We start from the raw sequence: 19935 nt of genomic DNA on the forward strand, positions 1-19935 counted from the left end.
AGAAAGAAAGAGAGTATTTAGATATAGTTTGGGCTTGCTACCAGGGAATTTCATCATTGTCTTCTTCCCATTTTGCTGGTGATTCTGCTGCTTTTTTTGTTGTCTCCCGGTTGACTCCGTAAATGGGTGTCGGTTTGATAGTTTCTAATTTCTGATATTCTGGCTGCGGCGGTTCTATTTGTGTTTGTGGTTGGGGTTTGTGAGGCTGCATTCCTCCTCGGCGGCGTTGAGAAGTTCTTTCTTCGCTGGTGTCTTCGGTGACGACTTCGTAGAGAATTGCTAACTTATTTACATCGCTGCTTTTGCGGAGAACTCTACCCAATCGCTGGATGTATTCGCGTTCGCTGCCGGTGCCTGATAATATGATAGCAATTCTGGCGTCGGGAACGTCCACTCCTTCGTTGAGGACGTGGGAGGCGACGAGGGTTTTGTATTCGCCGCTGCGAAAGCGATCGAGGATTTCGTGGCGTTCTTTGACTGGGGTTTGGTGGGTAATTGTGGGGATGAGAAATTCTTGGGAAATTCGGTAAACTGTGGCGTTGTCTCCGGTGAAAATTAGGGTGCGCTGGGGAGAGTGTTCTGCTAGTATTTTGGCTAAAATTCGCAGTTTTCCTTCGGTACAAAGGGCGATTTCTTTGGCTTGGCGGTGGGCTAGCATGGCGCGCCGTCCCAGGGGCGATCGCGCGCTTGCCATGATAAACTGTTTCCAACCTTCGAGGCTGGATATTCTGATGTTAGACTGTTTTAAGAAGTCGTTGCGAATGTTGATTAATTCGGCGTAGCGATCGCCCTCTTCTTTTGACAGTTTTACCATGATTTGAACTATTTTATGGTCGGCTAAAGCATCGCCTGCCAAATCTTCTGGTCTTTTGCTAAATACTGTCGGGCCGATCAGGAAATGCAAATCGCTGTGGCGGCCGTCGGTGCGATCGGGTGTGGCTGTCAGTCCGAGTCGAAAAGGCGCGATCGCATATTCGGAAATTACTCGATAAAAGTCCGTTGGCAAATGGTGGCATTCGTCAAAAACCAGCAAACCATATTTATTGCCCAAAGTTTCTGCATGAATACTTGCACTGTCGTAGGTTGCCACTAAAATTGGCGTTTTGTCCCGCGAACCTCCGCCCAACAATCCGATTTCGATATCGGGAAAAGCTGCCTTTAAATTAGCATACCACTGGTGCATTAAATCGAGAGTTGGTACTACAATTAATGTACTGCGACCAGTGACTTGCATGGCTAATTGTGCCAGATAAGTTTTGCCGGAAGCAGTGGGGAGGACAACTACTCCTTGGCTTCCTGCTTCCTGCCAAGCTACGAGGGCCTGTTCTTGATGTGGGTAAGGCTGCATTTCCACGCTGGGTACGAGTTCGAGTAGTTCGTAGGCCCTAGCTTCGTCGGTAAAGTAAATGCACTCGGCTTGGAGGCATTCTACCAGCGGGCGGTAGTGAATTGCTCGAATGCGGTATTTTTCCACGCGATCGTCCCATGTCGCAAAGTCCACCCAGTCTCTGCCTTTGGGCGGCGGGTGCAGCAATAGAGTTCCGCGATCGAATGTTAAGGTAGGTGTGCGTGGCATTTGTTTAGATAGGGGGGCGAGTTATGCCTGTTAAATTATAAGTGACAGATCAAATATATTGACTCTTCTTGAAATTATCTGCGTTACTCTGTGTTAATCAGCCCTACATCTGCGGTCGATCTATCAATCAAGAAATTATGTAATTCAAGTCTAAATTGAGGAAATTGCGATCGCACTGGATAAAAATTCAACAAATATTCTCCTAGCCGGATTGCCGGATTGCCAAATCTAAAATCTACAAGAGTATTGTCCCGCTGGGGATGGTTTTTAGGTTAGATTCGATCTACGTATGCCTGAGATTAGAGGTTATAGATGGAAATAGGCGTCCCCAAGGAAATCAAGGATTTAGAGTTTCGAGTCGGGCTTAGCCCCACAAGTGTCCGGGCTTGTTCGGACAAAGGCCACACAGTTTTCGTCGAAACGAATGCTGGTGCTGGGGCCGGTTTCGCGGACGAGGACTACGTTCAAGCAGGGGCTAAGATTGTCTTAAAGGCTTCCGATGTCTGGAAGCGCGAACTAATTGTTAAAGTTAAAGAACCGCTGCCTGCTGAGTATCCGCTGATGCAAAAAGAGCAGTTGCTGTTTACATATTTGCACTTGGCGGCCGATCGCACATTAACCGAGCATTTAATCAGCAGCGGAGTCCAGGCCATCGCCTACGAAACCGTCGAACTCCCGGACAGAAAATTGCCACTGCTGACGCCGATGAGCATTATTGCAGGGCGTTTGGCCGTGCAGTTCGGAGCTCGGTTTCTGGAACGGCAGCAAGGTGGCCGGGGCATACTTTTGGGTGGCGTACCAGGGGTAAGACCGGGTAAAGTAGTGATTTTGGGCGGCGGCATCGTTGGCACAGAAGCAGCGCGAATTGCTGTAGGAATGGGCGCCAGAGTGCAGATTTTAGACGTAAATGTCGATCGCCTAGCCTACTTGGAAACTCTGTTCGGTTCCCGAGTAGAATACCTCTACAGCAGTCCTTTGCAAATTGAAGCAGTTGTTCCCGATGCTGATTTGTTAATCGGTGCGGTTTTGGTCTTAGGTAAAAAAGCTCCGGTGCTGGTTTCTCGCGAATTTGTTGCGAAGATGCACCCCGGTTCTGTGATAGTTGACGTAGCCGTTGACCAAGGTGGCTGCGTGGAAACTTTGCGGGTAACTTCTCACACAAATCCTACTTATGTTGAGGAAGGAGTTGTGCATTATGGCGTGCCCAATATGCCCGGTGCCGTTCCTTGGACTGCGACTCAAGCTTTGAATAACAGCACTTTGCCTTATGTTTTGCAGTTGGCAAATAACGGGGTTAAAGCTTTGGAAATGAATCCGAGTTTGGCGAAGGGATTGAACGTGCAGAATCACCGCTTGGTGCATCCGGCCGTGCGCGATGTTTTCCCCGATTTGGCTGATTAGATTCCCATTTTTTCAGCAAATCCCGTAGGGTGCGTCAGATCAAAGCTTGTGGATTATTAATAACCGGACACGATCTGATGCACCGTACTCAACTACACAGCGTTTTGCGATGTTTGGCTAACAGTAAATCCTCGAAACTAAGGCATTTCTCAACCCGAACAGTAATTTGTGCCAAATATTACTAGCAGCCCCGAAAAAAAATAAATTCCCCAAAACACTTGACAGATTCGCGGAGGTATGGCAGAGTAGTAATTCGTGACCGATGCGGAACTGGCGGAATTGGTAGACGCGCATGATTCAGGTTCATGTGGTGCAAGCCTTCCGGGTTCAAGTCCCGGGTTCCGCATTCCAAAGGCAGAAGGAAGTTTGGGGTTAACCCGGTAAAGGCAATAACCCCATTCGCTCTGCTGAATTAAACAATGCTGACAAGTATTCAAAACCCCCTAGTTAAAGAAATCCGCAAGCTGCACAGCTCGAAGGGACGCAGGGAACAACAATTATTTTTACTCGAAGGGACGCACTTGCTCGAAGAAGCTTGCGCGGCAAAATACCCGCTAGCAACGGTTTGCTGCACTCCCGAATGGCTGGAGGATCACGGGAAACTTTGGGAGCAAGTTGGTAATTTAGCCGATCGCACAGAATTAGTAAGTGCAAAAGTGTTAGAGTCGATCGCCACTACAGTCCAACCCGACGGCATTGTCGCCACCGCACCCCGCACCGCAACAGAACCCGCAAAATTGTCAACTTTAGGAATAGCCTTAGAAACCATCCAAGATCCCGGCAACTTGGGGGCGATCGTCCGCACGGCTGCGGCTGCTAATGCCGACGGTTTGCTGCTGAGCGCAGACAGCGCCGATTTAGACCATCCCAAAGTGCTGCGCGCCTCGGCAGGAGCTTGGTTTAAGCTGCCAATGGCAGTCAGTCCAGATTTAACCGCCGAAGTCTCCGCGTATAAAAATCGAGGAATGCAAATTTTAGCAACTGTCGCCGGGGCCAGTTTAAGTTATTGGGAAGTAGATTTGCGAGTGCCGACTCTGATAGTTTTGGGCAACGAAGGCTCTGGTTTGTCGGAAGAATTGAGGAGTTTGGCCGATCGACAAATCCAAATTCCCCTGAGTCGTGGCGTAGAATCTTTAAATGTGTCGATCGCCGCAGCCCTCATCTTGTACGAAGCTCAACGGCAAAGAAGTCAATCGATTTTAGATTTTAGATTTTAGATTTTAGATTGAAGCATTGATCCCACGGATAAATTCGGGGGCAAGTTTATCGGATACAGGTTTTTTATTTCTGGACGGATGAATCCGGGGGCTTGTATCCTGGATGCTTTCGGTCATTAGTTATTAGTCATTAGTTATGAGTCATTATCTGTTGGGGCGGGTTCATCAATATCTGTAACTTCATATTCAGGGCAGCCACGGGGGGCTGCCCCTACAAGATAATGAAACAGCCCTGCCCCTCTACCAATCTCCCCCTCTGAGGTGTGGCGGCTTTTGTTTATATTGATGCAAACTGTAAAGCCAGGAAAGCGGGTACTCTCGTATCAACTGTTCAGGCTGGCATGAAATAAATATGAAGAAGTGTAGCCAATTGCTCTCACAAATGTTAAGATTCTTAACATAACGTAGTATTGTGCACGCCCCAACCAAAACCTAACCTGAGACGGTGCTGACTGGGAGTAGTAGCTAGCTACCATAAAATTAAGCCTCTTTAAATGGAAGGAAAGCGCAAGTCCCCGCCCGCTTTCCTTCCCAGCTAAAGCTAGGGGTTTGCGACTACCGCAAACCTTTAGAGGCACAGATCCTCAGCGGGAAAAGCTCATGAAAACTCTTAAGTCCTCAGATACAGATTCTGTTCGCGCTTACTTGCGGGAAATCGGCCGCGTTCCCTTGTTGACCCATGAGCAAGAAATACTCTATGGGAAACAGGTACAGCGCTCAACCGCACTGCATCAGGAGAAAAATATTTTAGCCGAAGAGTTAGGCCGCGACCCGACGGCGGCTGAATGGGCACAGGCAGTTGGGCTGTCTGAGGCACAGTTGCAGCGGACGATCGAAAACGGGGAAAGGGCAAAGCGCCAAATGGTGGAAGCCAATCTCCGCCTGGTAGTGTCTGTTGCCAAGAAATATATCAAGCGCAACGTAGATTTACTGGATCTAATTCAGGAAGGCACGATCGGGATGCAGCGGGGAGTAGAAAAATTTGACCCCACTAAGGGCTACAGATTTTCTACTTATGCTTATTGGTGGATTCGTCAGGCAATTACTCGGGCCATCGCCGAAAAAGGCCGCACCATCCGCTTGCCGATCCACATTACCGAAAAGCTCAACAAAATTAAAAAAGCTCAGCGCCAACTTGCTCAGCAGCTTGGTCGCGCGGCCACGGCTGCGGAATTGGCATCCGAGTTAGAATTGACTCCCAAACAGATTCGCGAATATCTCGATCGCGCGCGCCTGCCACTTTCCCTGGACTTGCGCGTGGGAGACAATCAAGATACAGAGTTGGGCGATTTGTTGGAAGATACGGGTACTACCCCGGAAGATTTTGCCCTGCAATCTTCCCTGCGGACTGACTTAGATAACCTGATGGCGGAACTGACTCAGCAACAGCGAGAAGTGCTCGCCTTGCGGTTCGGTTTAGAAGACGGGCAAACCTTAACTTTGGCAAAAATAGGCGATCGTCTCAACATCAGTCGGGAACGAGTGCGGCAAATAGAACGGGAAGCTTTGACCAAACTCCGCAAGCGCAAGCAAGATATCAACGATTATCTAGCCAGCTAGCTAGATTGGGGATTGGCGCTCGGGTTCCCCCCACTGGCAATCCCCAATCTAAAATCGTAAAAACCGCCGCTTTTAATTCGGTTGTGCCCACTTGGTTGCTATGACTGTCCTGCTACATTAGTAATTACTTAGTAATAAAGATCAGCAGCCATCAGATAAGGGTTATTTAATTTAACCACCCGCGTCTAACATAACAAGCTGTCTCTGAAACGGAGGTACTCGTGAGCAACTCATCTAATAAATCCCCAGAATTCTTTGAAGAAGACGGAGAAAATGCCAACTTATTATGGCAATACGTGCAGTCAATGGCTCCCGACACAGTTTCTCAGTTGTCTAAGCCGACTTCTCACGAAGTGTTTCAAGTAATGGAGCGAAATATTGTTGGACTATTGGGGAATTTGCCTTCGGAACACTTCGGGGTGACAGTGACTACCAGTCGCGAACATTTGGGTAGATTGCTCGCCTCAGCTATGATTAGCGGTTATTTTCTCAAAAATGCCGAACAGCGAATGACTTTTGAAAAGTCCATACAAGCCAGTGAGAGACATGGCTCGGACGATTAGTAGATTCTTAACATTTAAGTGATCCAAGTGTCAAGCCCCCCCTCGCAAGATGGGGGCTTAATATTTTAGATTTTAGATTTTAGATTTGAGATTTTAGGTTGTGATTGTTGATTATTAATTTGAGATAGTTGATTTGAGATTGTTGATTCAATAATAACTGAATAATTATTGATATTATTCTTAAATTCCCCATTTCCATTCCCCATTCCCCATTCCCCATTCATAATTAATATGTCTGTTTCTCCTGTTGCCCACAAAGTTATCGGCGTTGCTGCAATCTGGAACGATCGCCAACAAATTTTGATTGACAAGCGCCGACAACATGGACTGCACGGGGGTTTCTGGGAGTTTCCGGGCGGTAAAATGGAGCCTGGGGAAACAATCGAAGCTTGCATAGAACGGGAAATTATGGAGGAGTTGGGGATTGTCGTAGAAGTTGGCGATCGCCTGATTACAATTGACCACGACTACACTAAATTTACAGTTAGACTATACGTGCACCATTGCCGCCACGTCAGCGGGGAACCGCAAACGATCGAATGCGATGAAATTCGCTGGGTGACACTCGACGAAATAGACCAATTTACTTTTCCCAAGGCAAACGCACAGATTATTGCTGCACTGCGGAAAAGTTGAGCTGTAATATCAAATTCGGTTGCTACTGACAACTGACAACTGTCAACTGTCAACTATTTTTGGACGGGCAGAGTAAAGTGAAAACAACTGCCTCTATCGGGTACAGAGTCTACCCAAATTTGACCGTAGTGGGCGCGGATGATGCCTTGACACAGAGACAGTCCAATGCCGTAACCGTCTGTTGATTTATCTCGCTGCAAGCGAAAGCTGTCTTCAAAAATGCTCGCGCAATCTTCTTCAGGAATTCCCGGCCCGCTGTTGCAAATGCTGACTTGAACTTTGTAAGCGGTGCGGTGGAGAATGGAAAGATTAACAGTTCCTCGGTCTGGCGTGTACTTGCTGGCGTTGTCAAGCAGGTTGACTATGACTTGTTTGATGCGATCGGGATCGGCATAAACCAAGGGCAAATCTGCGGGAATGTCTGTTTCTAAGTTCAGACTTTTCGCCTGAAATTTGTCTTGAAACTGCAAGATTACATCTTGACAAATCGCCCCCAGTTCGATTCTTTTTGGTTCAATGTGGAGTTGAGCGTTTGTACCCCGGGCTGCTTGCAGGATATCTGTAATCATACGATCGACAATTTGGATTTGGCGGCGGGCTTGTTTCATCAAATGAGCCGCCAGACTCGGTGTCAAACGCGACTTTTCCCCCTCTTTCACCTTCTGACTTGACTCCAAAGTCTCCAAAGCCAAAGATGCTGCCGTTAAGGGATTACGCAAGTCGTGAGCTAGCATCGCAATAATCCGGTCTTTCAACTGCAACTGCTCTTGCAGGTGTTCTTTTTCCTGTTTGAGGCGAAAAACTTCATCAGAAAGCTGCACAAGTTCGGCGGCGCAAGCAACGGAATAGAGTGGTTTTGGGTTAGTCAGGCTTTCAGCAAGTGCTGGGGCAGACTGTTGCTGAGCTGCGTATTCCTCTACAGAACGCTTCCAGCGGGGCCACCAGTGTTCGAGTTGGGCGATTAAATTGCTGCCGGCGAGAGTTTGTCGCGGATCGGGATGAATTTTGAGCAGCGAGGGAGTGGCTACAAGTTTAAAGTGTTCGGCTAAATCGGGCTGTTCTCCTACGTCGATGATTTGAAGCTCAAAGTCGCAGTCTGCTTTCAAATCCTTTAGGGACTTGCGGATGTGTCTGGTCTGTTCCCGGGAAGAGGAACGCTTGTCTACAAACAGCAAAAGCTGTAAAAGCGGTGCGGAATTGACCTGCTGTTCGGGAGAACAGTCAGTGCCACTTGTGCCGGGTGTGGGATGGACGCTGTTGAGCTTTTCGATCGGGTGAAAATAATTGAGCATTGCCGAGCCGAGTTATTTCACTTCTACTTTAATTTAATACTTACTTTAGATTTATGCTATTGTCCGATAATTTCATTACAGGCGGGCAGATGATATTTTTGAGATGGAAGAAAAATGAGTCGCTGCGGGTGGTGGTTCAAGTGGCGGCCGCCTTTTTTGTGCTGTGCCTGTTGCTGACGCTGCACCGCTACTACAGCTTTTACGCTACTTACGACCAAGGCATTTTCAATCAACTTTTTTGGAACGGCACTCGGGGTCACTTGTTTGAGAGTTCCCTCTCTTCAGCTTTGTCCACTAATGTAGTTCACCAAAATCAGCTCCCGGAAGTATCTTACTATCGGTTGGGGCAGCATTTCACCCCGGCGCTGATGTTGTGGCTGCCAATTTACTCGCTGTTTCCCTCGCCCGTCACTTTGACTGTGTTGCAGGTGACTTTAATTACGGCGGCTGGAGGAGTGCTCTATGCTCTCGCCAGACACTATCTGGAACCAAAGCTGTCGGCGACAATTGTTGTGAGCTATTACTGCGCTAACGCGGTCATCGGCCCGACTTTGGGCAATTTTCACGATATTTGTCAAATGCCGCTGTATGTCTTTGGTTTGCTGCTGGCGATGGAGAAGCGCTGGTGGCCGCTGTTTGGGATTCTGGCAACTTTAATTTTGGCCGTGCGAGAAGATGGGGGAGTTGTTTTATTTGGCGTCGGAGTTTACCTGATTTTGAGCCGGCGCTACCCTCGGACTGGTTTGGCTGTCTGCATACTCAGTTTTGGTTATATGATCGTCCTGACCAATCTGATTATGCCTTTGTTTTCTGCTGATATATCCCAGCGGTTTATGATGGAGCGCTTCGGTCAATATGCTGATGGAGATGAAGCTTCTACTCTAGAAATTATTTGGGGAATGGTGAGCAATCCCTGGCGGTTGGTGGCTCAGTTATTTACGCCGTTTTTTGGTAAGATTAGATACCTGCTTGGCCAGTGGTTGCCATTAGCTTTGGTTCCTGCTTTCGCGCCTGCGTCTTGGATGATAGCTGGATTTCCGCTGCTGAAGCTATTTTTAGCGAAAGGAGAGTCGGTGCTGGCGATTAATATTCGTTATGCGATGACTGTGGTTCCAGGGCTTTTTTATGGGGCAATTCTGTGGTGGGCCCAGCGTCAAAAGGAAGAAGATAGAATGGTGAGAGAGGAAAGAATGTTTTTGCGTTTTCCTTCTGCTTTATTTCCTCTGCCTTCTTCTTCAAATTTTCGCCGCTTTTGGGGGTTTTGCATCTGTTTGTCGCTATTTTTTACCTTCACTTCTAACCCAAATCGGACTTTTTCTTTGATTTTGCCCGATGCGATCGATCCTTGGGTGCAGGTTCCTCTCGTCAGACAATGGCAGCACGTTTTGCAAGTGCGGCCGCTATTGGCTCAAATTCCTGCTGATGCTAGCGTGGCAGCGACGAATACTATTGTGCCGATTTTGTCAAGCAGGCGGGAAATTCTCAGGTTTCCGATGTTTGAACTCCGCAATGATGCGGGGAAGGCAGTGAAGATGCAATATGTAATTGCCGATTTGTGGCAGTTGCAGCAGTATCAGGCTGCGTTTCGCGGGGAACGGGGACAGTTGCGGGAGATCGTACCAGCGATCGATCGAATGTCAAAATCTGGAGAGTACGGAATTGTTGGCTTTGAAGACGGCGCGATTTTGATGCGTCAGGGTGCTGTTTCTAATTCTGCATCTGCTGCTGCTTGGACCCGTTTTCGGCGCGAATTGGAGCCGATTTTGAAGAAACGGTAAGCGGGTAGTTACGATCGCCATTGCTTCCCTCAGTGGCTCAAATCTTGAGGAAACCTGTTTTTTTCAGGTAATGGCGATCGAGCAATTTCATGCAAAAACCAGGTTTAGGCATGATTTTCTGTCTTTGTTGCTGCCAAAAGTCAGGCATTGGGCATCAACTTACGCTCAACTTAAATTTAAGGGTGATAATTATACAATAAATCTGTTAATCCTAAACATTAAGTTATATAAATTATTTGGAGGGAGAAAGATGAAAATTTTGGTTTTGGCATGGGAGTTTCCTCCCAGAATTGTAGGCGGTATAGCGCGCCACGTATCGGAACTATATCCAGAATTGGTGAAGCTGGGACACGAAATCCACTTAATTACTGTAGAGTTCGGCCACGCGCCGATGTACGAAGTGGTGGAAGGAATACGTGTGCATCGGGTGGTGGTGGGGCACGCTAGGGACTTTTTTCACTGGGTGGCGAACCTCAACCAAAGCATGGGCCACCAAGGCGGGAAACTGATGCTTGAGGAAGGCCCCTTTGATATCATCCACGCTCACGATTGGTTAGTGGGAGATGCGGCGATCGCCCTCAAGCATACCTTTAAAGTACCGCTAATTGCCACCATCCATGCCACCGAATATGGGCGCTTCAACGGTATCCACAATGACGGGCAGCGCTACATTAACGCCAAGGAAAACGACCTCGCTTACAATGCTTGGCGAGTAATTGTTTGTAGTGATTATATGCGGCGGGAAGCCGAACGGGTACTATCGACTCCGTGGAACAAAATAGAGGTAATTCACAACGGAATCAGATCGGATAAAAAGCCCCGGTGGCACGAATTTGACGCGATGGATTTCCGCCGAAGGTTTGCTGCTGATGATGAGAAAATTGTCTATTATGTAGGAAGAATTAGCTATGAAAAAGGCATTGGTGTATTTCTAAATGCGGCACCTAAAGTAATTTGGGAAATGGGGGGTAAAGCGAAAATTGTAATTGTTGGTGGCGGCAATACAGACCATCTCAAACATTTAGCTTGGCATTTAGGAATTTGGAATAAGTGTTATTTTACTGGGTTCATGTTTGAGGAACATCTTGACAAATTTCAGACGGTGGCTGACTGTGCGGTTTTTCCCAGTCTTTACGAACCTTTTGGGATTGTAGCGTTAGAAAGCTTTGCTGCAAGAGTGCCTGTGGTGGTTTCGGATGCGGGCGGACTTCCAGAGGTGGTGCTGCACACTAAAACTGGCGTTGTTACTGAGGCAAACAATCGGGATTCTTTGGCCTGGGGAATTTTGGAGGTGTTGAAAAATCCGGGTTACGCGCAGTGGTTGGTTGACAATGCTTATGAGGATTTGGAACGCCGATTTAGTTGGCCGAAGTTGGCGATGGAAACCCAGTGGGTTTATGACCGGGTGGTCGAGGAAAGGGCTGAGGTTGATTGGTAAGAACGCTGACTGTTGACTGTTGACTGTTGACTGTTGACTGTTGACTGTTGACTGTTGACTGTTGACTGTGAGTAGAATATCAAGTTTTTTTGTGGCAAATATTAAGAAATTGTAACACAATGATATAGATACACTCTACCTCAGCTTGAGCGCACTCAGAAGATTTAAAGGGAATTAGCATCTTGAATATTTTTAGGGACATCGATCCCCAACCCAGACGCAGCTTACTGACTTTATTCACCGCAGGCCTGCTATTCTGGTCGAGTTTGGCTTCGCTACTGCCAACTTTGCCGCTGTATGTTCAATTTGTGGGTGGCACAAAACAGCAAATTGGCTTTGTGATGGGTGCATTTGCGATCGGACTTTTGCTATCGAGACCGCAATTGGGCAAAATAGCCGACAGCAGGGGGCGAAAACAAGTTTTGCTTCTAGGCGCCTCAGTTGCTGCGATCGCCCCTTTGGGCTACCTGTTAGCTCAATCTATCCCCTTACTGTTACTTCTTCGCGCTTTTCACGGCATTAGCATCGCTGCTTTTACTACAGCTTACAGCGCTTTGGTAACAGATTTGTCGCCGCCAGGAAAGCGGGGCGAATTAATCGGTAACATGAGCTTGGTGAATCCTATTGGTCTAGCAGTTGGGCCGGCTATTGGCGGATTTGTGCAAGCTTGGGTTGGTTATACTCCTTTGTTTGCGATGTCGGCGGCTTTCGCTGCAACGGCTGTATTTTTCACCTGCAAAATTGCGGAACCTAATTTTGCAGATTTAACAAAATCGGACTCGCTATCTGAAAACAAAAATAGCCAAAAATACTGGGAAATGCTGTGGAATCCGAGAGTGCGGATTCCGGCTTTAGTGTTATTGGTGGTTGGTTTAGTATTTGGAACTTTGAGCACTTTTATGCCTTTGTTTATCCAAGAAACTAAGGCTAATTTGAATCCTGGATTATTTTATTCTACGGCGGCTATCGCCAGTTTTGGTATACGGTTGGTCACGGGACGGGCTTCGGACAAATACGGTCGCGGCTTGTTTATTTCTGGCGGCTTAATCTGTTATGCCGTATCTATGTTATTGTTGTATTTTGCTAACAACAGCAGTGCTTTTTTAATAGCAGCTTTGGTTGAAGGTTGCGCGGGCGGTACGGTTTTGCCGATGATGGTAACGCTGATGTCGGACAGGTGCGAACCTCATGAAAGGGGCCGCTTGTTTTCGCTTTGTATTGGCGGATTTGATTTGGGCATTGCGATTGCGGGGCCGACTTTAGGCTTTGTTGCGGAACAAGTTGGCTACAGAAATATGTTTGGTTTTGCTGCTGGCCTTGCTGGCTTGGCTTTGCTGGTTTTTATTACTCAGTCTAGCAAGGGCTTGTCTAATTCGATGAAATTTGCGATCGGTCGAGGCAAAGATATTTATGCTTTGAATCAGTAAACGTACCAAATTAAAAAAGTTATGAGTTTTAAGTGGTGAGTCGAATTAATTTCTTAATTCACAACTCAAAACTCAAAATTCATAACTTTTAGTAGTGGGCTTGGAGGGATTCGAACCCCCGACCTCATGGTTCGTAGCCATGCACTCTATCCAACTAAGCTACAAGCCCCTGTAGAGTTCAGATTTAATCTAAAATTGATTAAGTTCTTTTCTCACAGAATCTAACAGTAACACCATTACCAAAATAATGCAAGACCTTTCGCAAACTTTTTCTAAATTGCCCGATGTGGCACAGCTAACTCACCTCGACAACAGCGGGGAAGCCCAAATGGTGGACGTTTCGGCGAAGGTGCCGACTGTGCGGCAAGCTGTGGCTGCAGGCCGGGTGCGGATGTTGCCGGAGACTTTTGCCGCGATTGAGGCGGGGAATGCGCCGAAGGGTGATGTGTTGGGCACTGCAAGGCTGGCTGGAATTATGGCGGCGAAACAGACTGCACATTTGATTCCTCTGTGTCACCCTCTGCCGCTGAGTAGCGTGGAGGTGCAGGTGATGCCGGATGCTGGGTTGCCGGGGTATCAAATTCGGGCGACGGTGAAAATTAAGGCGGAAACAGGGGTGGAAATGGAGGCGCTGACGGCGGTTTCGGTGGCGGCGCTGACTTTGTATGATATGGCGAAAGGATTGGAAAAGTCGATCGCCATTGAATCGATTCGCCTGGTGAGTAAAAGTGGCGGCAAGTCTGGAGACTATGAAAATGTAGAGGCATAAGTTTCCTGCCGAAAGAGGGATGCAGCATTCAAAAAGCTGCACTTATGATTAAAATAGGCACAGAACTACTAATATCAAGTGAAAAACTATGCCTCCTCGTTGGCCTCGCAAACCCGATCGCAATGATCCAGAGTACCGCCGCTTAGATGACCGGATGAATTTTGCTATCCACGTCGGTCTTTTTTCTGCTACCAATTCTGGTTTGTGGTTTGTTCACAATTTGCAAAAGGCTGATTGGCCTTGGGCAATTTCGGTAACGGGTGGATGGGCTCTAGTAGTTTTGGCCCACGCGATTTACCATTTTGCGATCGCCGATTATTCGCCCCTCACCAAAGATTCTGGCTGAAGGCAGTTGGCGACGATTTGTTAAGTCTTTTGATTGATAACAAATAACTTTCGGCTTTTTTGATATGGCTAATACTACACAGGCGATCGAATCCTTAGCAGCCGAAATCGGCGAAAATGTCTACATTGACATTGCCAAGTGGCATTTGTATCTCAATGATGCTCACCTGCATACCGTTGTTGCCCAACAGCTTTATTCCATGCTGGAAGATGGCAATTTAGATGCTGACAAAGTTGGACAAGTTTTGCAAGGAATTCCAGTCAAGTTGGGTGGCGGCAAGCGGGAAGTGCCACTGGCTGATTTAATTCCGATGCAGTGTCAAGTTCAATTGATGGATGTTCTTGAGGAATTTCAACGGAAAATGTAAAGTAAAGGGCGGGTTTTGTACGCAGATTGTGGGCGTTGTGTCTGGTATTTCGCCCTTAACCCGCCCCGACAATTTTATTTGCGAAAACGCCCCCGAATACGATCGACAAACATATCAACTTCCGGCAACTTCATCTGACTGACAAACACGGCAAAAACCCCTAACCCTACAAAACTTGCCACACTCAACTGCACTAATTGAATTACCAAACCTTCAGTACCCAAAACTCTTTGACAGCCTTGCAGAGTAGCCAAGGTAACGAAAGCAGTTAGACAACTGCCAGAAGTTAACCCCAGAAAAGGTAAACCCCACTGCCCCCAAGGCAGACCACCCAGCTTTTTATCTAAAAAGTACAAAAGCATAATCATCGAAAGAAGATTCACTCCCACCGTCGCCAAAACTAATCCGGGCGCGCCAAAGGCTCCTACCAACAAATAATCCAAAAGAGCGTTTAAAAAGATATTGATAATACTGATGCGAAAAGGCGTTTCTCCGTCTCCCAAAGCGTAAAATACCCGTACCACAACGTCGCGTCCTAAGTACACAAACATTCCAATACTGTAAGCCATCAATATCGGCGTGACAAACAGCGAGGCCTCTCGATCAAAAGCATAGCGTTCGTAAACAACGCGGACGATCGGCCCCGCAAGTGTTACCATTAAAGCGCTCAGCGGCAGCATCGTCAGGGCTGTCAAAATTAAAGATTGACGAATTCGATCTTTTAATTCCGGCCAATCTCTCGGATCGGTGAGGCGAGAAAATATGGGTAGAAATGGCACTAAAATTACATTAGAAATGATCCCTAAAGGCGTCATAACTAACAAGCCACTGTAACCCAACGCAGAGGCAGCTTGAGGGATGTAGGATGCGAAAAATAGGTCAGTATAGACATTAATTTGCAGCATTCCTGATGATAAGGTCGCAGGAACCATCACCTTAATTACTTCTTGCACTCCCGGCCGTTTAAAATTAAACCGCAAGCGCAATGTTCCCAAGCCGGCGCGCCACTGCGCCACCAGTTGCACCAGCCACTGCAAAACTGCGCCCGCTAAAGTTCCCCAAGCTAACACTAAGCCGCCAATTAGTGCGTATTCTGGTTGAATAATTTTGTCTCCGAGTTGCAGTACGAGAATCCCTAAACCGCCGACAAGTGCAACGCTAGAAAATAAAGGACTAATCGAAGGCAACCAGTACATATCGGCAGCGTTGAGAGTGCCGAAACCAATGCCGATTAAGCCTGAAAGTAACGCCATCGGCGCCATAATCCGAAATTGCTGGACGGCAATTGCTTTGATTTGTAAACCTTCTGCTGTCCTATTTAATCCCGGTGCCACCAAATCGATCGCTGGATCTGCAAAAATAATTAAAGCGACTGTTACCAACAGCAATATGCCCCCGACTAAGGTGGTGATAGTCTCGACTAAGGGTGCTGCTTCTTTTTTATCCCGGCGAGCTAAAACACTGACTATGGCGCTGTGAAATGGCCCATTAATCCCTCCCAGCAAAATAAATAAGAAACCAGGGATGACGTAGGCGTAGTTGTAGGCATCGACGGCGACACCGACTCCAAAGGCTGCGGCGATCGCAATTTGGCGCACCAATCCAAAGACTTTGCTAATTAGAGTGGCGACTGCGACAATGCCGGCAATCCCTGCGAGGGAACGAGAGGGCTTCTGTAATTGGGACACAAATGGTTACAAACGCTAATGCTAAAAGGATTCACTTATTTTAATCGCGAATCGGGAGAATCATATCATGAACTGATAAAACTTCTAGGGGGAATTGCGCTGATACCAATTTTATCGATATTACTGACTTGCGGCAATTTAATAATTGATCGGGACTATGCGTCCTAACTACAAACCGCCCTTTCGTGCTATGATGCGTCAATCTAAAATCTACAATATACAATCTACCCTCTAAAAATGATGAAACAAATGAGTTGAGAAAAGCAGATAAATAACATATAGTTGATAACTTATGATCGATTGTGTTAGCTCCCAGACTTATTTAAGAAGTGCGAACCCAGGTATTCGGTTATAGGTAAAATCTACAATCTACAATCGAGAATCTAAAATCTAAAATCTAAAATCGAATGACTGGCTTAATTTACCAATATCCTCCTCTTTTACCCGGAATTCTCATCAAACGTTACAAGCGATTTTTTGCAGAAATTGAACTAGATTCGGGAGAAATAATCACCGCGCACTGTCCGAATACTGGCCCGATGACTGGTGTTTACATTCCGGGCAATCCAGTGCTAGTATCTCCCAGCGACAATCCCAAACGCAAATTAGCTTATACTTGGGAATTAATTAAAGTTTGCGACACTGTGCCAACTTGGGTGGGAGTTAATACTGGGCTGCCAAATCGAGTAGTTAAATTAGCTTTGGAATTGAAATTGTTTCCAGAGTTGGGCAATTACAGTTTAATTCAACCAGAAGTAGTTTACGGGCTAGACAAAAAAAGTCGAGTGGATTTTTGGCTAACTGGTGAGGAAAAACCGATTTTTCTGGAAGTGAAAAATACAACTTGGGTAAAAGAGGAGTTAGCTTTATTTCCCGATACAGTGACGGAGAGGGGACAGAAGCATTTGAGAGAATTGATAGAAGTGGTGCGGCAGGGTTCGAGGGCTGTAATGCTGTATTTTATTAATCGCGGGGATTGTACGGATTTTGCTCCGGGGGATAGTGCCGATCGCCTTTACGGAGAATTGTTCAGACAGGCGATTAGTGAAGGTGTAGAGATTTTGCCCTGTCGCTTTGATGTGACACCGGAAGGCATTCGCTATTTGGGGTTAGCAAAACTCGATCTACTAACCCCTAAATGATTGATTAGTTTAAATTGCCTGCATTTCTCGATCGATCTCGACACTAGCCACGCCCGGTACGCTCTTTAGTCCTTCTAGCTTAGATTGAGAAACTTCTCCAGTAATGATGCCAGTAACAGTTAGCACCTGCTCCACTTTCATTCCCGCCGATTCTAAGGCAGTGACAACCGATTGAATTACCGATATGTTTTGGTCGTCAACAGTCACTATGATGCGCTGTACTTGTTCGTCAGACATATTTAGCATCCTTTGGAGCAAATCCATTGCGCTATTGTCAATTGTCTTCAGTTAGAGCCCCGCAGGCTTAAAGTGCTGCGGGGATTTGGATATTCTTCATTACGGAGCTTCTACTAAGCCACTTCCGACACGAGTACATGGTAATGGTAGTGCCATAGCATAGGCAGTCAGCAATTGCCAAAGTTCAGCACCTCGTTTACCAGTCGATTCGGCATACAGGGCCGCGATGCCAGCTACGTGAGGTGTAGCCATGCTAGTGCCATTGTAAGCAGCATAACGCCCTTTATTCATAGGCACTGATGAGTATACTTTCACTCCTGGAGCGGCGATATCGACTTTAGTTCCTTGAATTAGCTCAGAGGTAGCCGAGAAGTCAGCCACTTGGACGCAGTTATCGATCGCTGCAACAGCCATAATCGACGGGCTATTGGCTGGTTGTCCGACGGTTCCTCCGGTTCGTCCGTTATTGCCTGCGGCTGCCACGATCAGACACCCATTTTGCAGTGCTCGGCGGCCGACAGTTTCGTAAGCAGTAGACGGTGTTCGAGTGGTGTTTCCTAAAGACATCGAGATCACTTGACACCCATTAACGATCGCCCATTCCATCCCAGCCAGAATCCAGGCACCAGCGCCACTACCGGCATTGCTCAACACTTTACCGACATAAATGGTCGATTTGTGAGCGATCCCGTACCTGCGGCCGTTAAGATCCTTGAACCCGCAGGCTGTCCCGATGCAGTGGGTACCATGACTGTTGCCATCTTGTACGTCCTCCCCTGGTACGAAAGATTGCGATACGATCGATCGGCCTGCGAAGTCGGGATGTTGGAGATCCATCCCCGTATCCAGCACAGCAACTTTCATTCCACTACCAGTCAACAGAGACTTCATCACCTTCGTCGCCTTCAGGCCCCAAGTAAACTCGGTATCATCAGCAAAACATTCTTGTTTCTGGATGTCTGCTACCTCTGTATTAGTGGCTTTGTCGTACAGGTTATCCACCGCATCGCGATAGCCCCGCAGGTAGTCTGCCGACAACCCATCGCCAATCGCGTAGAAGGTGCTCTCCGGCTCGATCGCCAGAATAGCCGAATCCTCTCCCGCTGAGGTCATAATGCTGCTGAAAGCCCCTTCGTCTAAGGAAACAACGGCCACGCCGAGAGTAGGAAACACCGCTCCCCCTGCTGCTGCAATTTGGCTCAAGTCTAGAGCAGAGTCGGGGAAATCGGCAGCATTTGCCAGCCCTCTGATACCAGTTTGGTCGCTCAGGAGGTCTAATCCTTCTGTCACTGCATCTTCGCGGAAAGTAATAATGTAACGCCCTGTCGTTTCATCGGCTTGGGCAGTTTCTGGGATGGGAAAACTAGGTTGTTCAGACATAAATACCTCTTATTTAGAGTTGGATAATACGGTGAGTGCGATAATAGACTTATTGAATTACAAGGCTGTGACTTGTGAGGAAACAGCCCTGTATTTCATCCATGCTCCTAAAGGTTGAATACGAAATAGTCAACAGAGAGCTGAATCGGGGTTCCCCATTTTATGTTGACCCAAATACTAACAACACCGTTGTTTGGGGCAACGTTATGGAGAGTATACCGAGCATTACCGATAAACTTTCCACCTCCAGAAGCGCCTTCACCAATCGCAACGAAGACGAGAGAGTTGGGTGTGATTATGCCCCAATTAAGATTCAAGATGTGCTGTCCGTTGCGATCGCCCCAGTCATGGCGATAACGGTAGCCATTACCGAAAAATGCTTCTGGCGAAGCTCCTTCTTGAGACATACCAAATTGATCCACCTCTTCAACTTTGGCGTCTTGGTTTTCCTGGACTGCTGGAAACTGCGACATGGAAGTTGAGGCATGAAGTTTAGTCGTAGAAGACCTTGTTTATTTCCTTGTTATTTAACAACCTTAAGGGCAAGTAGTTTCTAGCTATATGCTGAAGCTAGATAACTGCTTTTGATCTAATAATCACCCAAATTTACTTGGAGAACAATACGACGATCCGCGTATAGGATGATGAAGATATTGCAACAACTTACGTAACGGTTACGATTCATGTTTAAATTGAGTTGTCAAGTTAAATTTAGAATAAAAATTTAACTTGACAACGCCACTCAGATTTATGCTGTCAAATTCAGCGTGAAATTGTCGTAACTGTTAATATCAAGCAACCGGAAGCCTACATTAGTTGCTTGGGTGCTGCTTGTCCACTCACACCAGTCAAATGCTTGTGGAGGGACAGGCCTCACGTAAGGCCCTGACCAATTTGCTCCGTTATCAGCCTCGGCATAGTAACAGTAGTAGCGATTCAGACTACGCAAACTCCCTCCATATACCACTTTGCATTCGCCAGGATTGAGCCGCCACCAACCTTTTTTTGCCCAATTCCCACCATCTGGGCAGTTGGGACGATAGTACATAATAGCTACCCAAACACCAGATGTATATTTGTTGCAAATTGTGAGCATATTCCACCTCTTACAATGAGTA

At 47.1% G+C, this 19935-nt stretch carries 19 protein-coding genes and 2 tRNA genes; 13 read left to right on the forward strand and 8 right to left on the reverse strand.

Going from position 1 to position 19935, the window contains the following annotated elements:
• Positions 1–37: 37 nt before the first annotated feature.
• On the reverse strand, positions 38–1576 hold the full coding sequence (locus tag QUA07_RS08385; RefSeq protein ID WP_333324061.1) for a DEAD/DEAH box helicase family protein: 1539 nt from the start codon (positions 1574–1576) through the stop codon (positions 38–40).
• Positions 1577–1888: 312 nt separating this feature from the next.
• On the opposite strand from QUA07_RS08385, the gene ald reads away from it, so the two are divergent.
• From ald to mutT, 6 genes are all read left to right on the forward strand, one after another.
• Entirely contained in the window at positions 1889–2977 is a 1089-nt protein-coding gene (gene ald, locus QUA07_RS08390) for an alanine dehydrogenase (protein ID WP_333324063.1), read from the forward strand.
• 264 nt (positions 2978–3241) lie between these two features.
• Positions 3242–3323 (forward strand) — tRNA-Leu (locus QUA07_RS08395).
• Between the two features lie 73 nt (positions 3324–3396).
• Complete coding sequence (locus QUA07_RS08400) at positions 3397–4194, forward strand: RNA methyltransferase (protein WP_333324065.1); 798 nt, start codon at positions 3397–3399, stop codon at positions 4192–4194.
• A 600-nt stretch (positions 4195–4794) separates the two neighbouring features.
• Complete coding sequence (locus tag QUA07_RS08405; RefSeq protein WP_333324067.1) at positions 4795–5754, forward strand: RNA polymerase sigma factor, RpoD/SigA family; 960 nt, start codon at positions 4795–4797, stop codon at positions 5752–5754.
• Between the two features lie 221 nt (positions 5755–5975).
• Complete coding sequence (locus QUA07_RS08410) at positions 5976–6317, forward strand: DUF760 domain-containing protein (protein WP_172187001.1); 342 nt, start codon at positions 5976–5978, stop codon at positions 6315–6317.
• A 231-nt stretch (positions 6318–6548) separates the two neighbouring features.
• The gene (gene mutT / locus QUA07_RS08415) at positions 6549–6953 is read left to right on the forward strand and encodes an 8-oxo-dGTP diphosphatase MutT (RefSeq protein WP_333324069.1); all 405 of its coding nucleotides are present in this window, start codon (positions 6549–6551) and stop codon (positions 6951–6953) included.
• Positions 6954–7006: 53 nt separating this feature from the next.
• Here mutT and QUA07_RS08420 read toward each other — a convergent pair whose 3' ends face one another.
• Complete coding sequence (locus QUA07_RS08420; protein WP_333083127.1) at positions 7007–8245, reverse strand: histidine kinase; 1239 nt, start codon at positions 8243–8245, stop codon at positions 7007–7009.
• Positions 8246–8334: 89 nt separating this feature from the next.
• Between QUA07_RS08420 and QUA07_RS08425 the strand changes: the two genes are divergently transcribed.
• The 3 genes from QUA07_RS08425 (at position 8335) to QUA07_RS08435 (ending at position 12888) form a co-directional block, all read left to right on the forward strand.
• Positions 8335–10023 (forward strand): DUF2079 domain-containing protein, encoded by a 1689-nt coding sequence (locus tag QUA07_RS08425; protein WP_333324071.1) that lies wholly within the window; start codon positions 8335–8337, stop codon positions 10021–10023.
• A 250-nt stretch (positions 10024–10273) separates the two neighbouring features.
• Positions 10274–11461 (forward strand): glycosyltransferase family 4 protein, encoded by a 1188-nt coding sequence (locus QUA07_RS08430; RefSeq protein WP_333324073.1) that lies wholly within the window; start codon positions 10274–10276, stop codon positions 11459–11461.
• A gap of 182 nt (positions 11462–11643) precedes the next feature.
• On the forward strand, positions 11644–12888 hold the full coding sequence (locus QUA07_RS08435; protein WP_333324075.1) for an MFS transporter: 1245 nt from the start codon (positions 11644–11646) through the stop codon (positions 12886–12888).
• Positions 12889–12983: 95 nt separating this feature from the next.
• Here QUA07_RS08435 and QUA07_RS08440 read toward each other — a convergent pair.
• Positions 12984–13057, reverse strand: a tRNA-Arg gene (locus tag QUA07_RS08440).
• 78 nt (positions 13058–13135) lie between these two features.
• Between QUA07_RS08440 and moaC the strand changes: the two genes are divergently transcribed.
• The 3 genes from moaC (at position 13136) to QUA07_RS08455 (ending at position 14370) form a co-directional block, all read left to right on the forward strand.
• Positions 13136–13657, forward strand: a complete 522-nt coding sequence (moaC, locus tag QUA07_RS08445; protein ID WP_333077685.1) for a cyclic pyranopterin monophosphate synthase MoaC — start codon at positions 13136–13138, stop codon at positions 13655–13657.
• An 88-nt stretch (positions 13658–13745) separates the two neighbouring features.
• Positions 13746–14003 (forward strand): 2TM domain-containing protein, encoded by a 258-nt coding sequence (locus QUA07_RS08450; RefSeq protein WP_006633890.1) that lies wholly within the window; start codon positions 13746–13748, stop codon positions 14001–14003.
• Positions 14004–14067: 64 nt separating this feature from the next.
• Complete coding sequence (locus QUA07_RS08455) at positions 14068–14370, forward strand: DUF3181 family protein (RefSeq protein ID WP_006633891.1); 303 nt, start codon at positions 14068–14070, stop codon at positions 14368–14370.
• 74 nt (positions 14371–14444) lie between these two features.
• On the opposite strand, the gene murJ is transcribed toward QUA07_RS08455, so the two are convergent.
• Positions 14445–16058: a murein biosynthesis integral membrane protein MurJ gene (gene murJ / locus QUA07_RS08460; protein ID WP_333324077.1), complete on the reverse strand. Its 1614-nt coding sequence runs from the start codon at positions 16056–16058 to the stop codon at positions 14445–14447.
• Between the two features lie 407 nt (positions 16059–16465).
• On the opposite strand from murJ, the gene sfsA reads away from it, so the two are divergent.
• Positions 16466–17200: a DNA/RNA nuclease SfsA gene (sfsA, locus tag QUA07_RS08465; RefSeq protein ID WP_333324079.1), complete on the forward strand. Its 735-nt coding sequence runs from the start codon at positions 16466–16468 to the stop codon at positions 17198–17200.
• A 9-nt stretch (positions 17201–17209) separates the two neighbouring features.
• On the opposite strand, the gene QUA07_RS08470 is transcribed toward sfsA, so the two are convergent.
• The 4 genes from QUA07_RS08470 to QUA07_RS08485 all read right to left on the reverse strand — a co-directional run bounded on the left by QUA07_RS08470 (position 17210) and on the right by QUA07_RS08485 (position 19913).
• The gene (locus QUA07_RS08470) at positions 17210–17437 is read right to left on the reverse strand and encodes a hypothetical protein (protein ID WP_333214879.1); all 228 of its coding nucleotides are present in this window, start codon (positions 17435–17437) and stop codon (positions 17210–17212) included.
• Positions 17438–17536: 99 nt separating this feature from the next.
• On the reverse strand, positions 17537–18817 hold the full coding sequence (locus QUA07_RS08475) for a S8 family serine peptidase (protein ID WP_333324081.1): 1281 nt from the start codon (positions 18815–18817) through the stop codon (positions 17537–17539).
• 107 nt (positions 18818–18924) lie between these two features.
• Complete coding sequence (locus tag QUA07_RS08480; protein WP_333324083.1) at positions 18925–19290, reverse strand: hypothetical protein; 366 nt, start codon at positions 19288–19290, stop codon at positions 18925–18927.
• 275 nt (positions 19291–19565) lie between these two features.
• The gene (locus QUA07_RS08485) at positions 19566–19913 is read right to left on the reverse strand and encodes a DUF1036 domain-containing protein (protein WP_333097360.1); all 348 of its coding nucleotides are present in this window, start codon (positions 19911–19913) and stop codon (positions 19566–19568) included.
• Between the last annotated feature and the right edge of the window lie 22 nt (positions 19914–19935).

The organism is Microcoleus sp. T3_A4 (assembly GCF_036700465.1).
In the GTDB taxonomy this organism is placed as follows: domain Bacteria; phylum Cyanobacteriota; class Cyanobacteriia; order Cyanobacteriales; family Microcoleaceae; genus Microcoleus.

Excerpts from the sequence above, each read along its gene's own strand:
- QUA07_RS08385 (WP_333324061.1), bottom strand. The coding sequence starts at position 1,576 with ATGCCACGCACACCTACCTTAACATTCGATCGCGGAACTCTATTGCTG.
- ald (WP_333324063.1), top strand. The coding sequence starts at position 1,889 with ATGGAAATAGGCGTCCCCAAGGAAATCAAGGATTTAGAGTTTCGAGTC.
- QUA07_RS08400 (WP_333324065.1), top strand. The coding sequence starts at position 3,397 with ATGCTGACAAGTATTCAAAACCCCCTAGTTAAAGAAATCCGCAAGCTG.
- QUA07_RS08405 (WP_333324067.1), top strand. The coding sequence starts at position 4,795 with ATGAAAACTCTTAAGTCCTCAGATACAGATTCTGTTCGCGCTTACTTG.
- mutT (WP_333324069.1), top strand. The coding sequence starts at position 6,549 with ATGTCTGTTTCTCCTGTTGCCCACAAAGTTATCGGCGTTGCTGCAATC.
- QUA07_RS08420 (WP_333083127.1), bottom strand. The coding sequence starts at position 8,245 with ATGCTCAATTATTTTCACCCGATCGAAAAGCTCAACAGCGTCCATCCC.
- QUA07_RS08425 (WP_333324071.1), top strand. The coding sequence starts at position 8,335 with ATGATATTTTTGAGATGGAAGAAAAATGAGTCGCTGCGGGTGGTGGTT.
- QUA07_RS08430 (WP_333324073.1), top strand. The coding sequence starts at position 10,274 with ATGAAAATTTTGGTTTTGGCATGGGAGTTTCCTCCCAGAATTGTAGGC.
- moaC (WP_333077685.1), top strand. The coding sequence starts at position 13,136 with ATGCAAGACCTTTCGCAAACTTTTTCTAAATTGCCCGATGTGGCACAG.
- QUA07_RS08450 (WP_006633890.1), top strand. The coding sequence starts at position 13,746 with ATGCCTCCTCGTTGGCCTCGCAAACCCGATCGCAATGATCCAGAGTAC.
- QUA07_RS08455 (WP_006633891.1), top strand. The coding sequence starts at position 14,068 with ATGGCTAATACTACACAGGCGATCGAATCCTTAGCAGCCGAAATCGGC.
- sfsA (WP_333324079.1), top strand. The coding sequence starts at position 16,466 with ATGACTGGCTTAATTTACCAATATCCTCCTCTTTTACCCGGAATTCTC.
- QUA07_RS08470 (WP_333214879.1), bottom strand. The coding sequence starts at position 17,437 with ATGTCTGACGAACAAGTACAGCGCATCATAGTGACTGTTGACGACCAA.
- QUA07_RS08475 (WP_333324081.1), bottom strand. The coding sequence starts at position 18,817 with ATGTCTGAACAACCTAGTTTTCCCATCCCAGAAACTGCCCAAGCCGAT.
- QUA07_RS08480 (WP_333324083.1), bottom strand. The coding sequence starts at position 19,290 with ATGTCGCAGTTTCCAGCAGTCCAGGAAAACCAAGACGCCAAAGTTGAA.
- QUA07_RS08485 (WP_333097360.1), bottom strand. The coding sequence starts at position 19,913 with ATGCTCACAATTTGCAACAAATATACATCTGGTGTTTGGGTAGCTATT.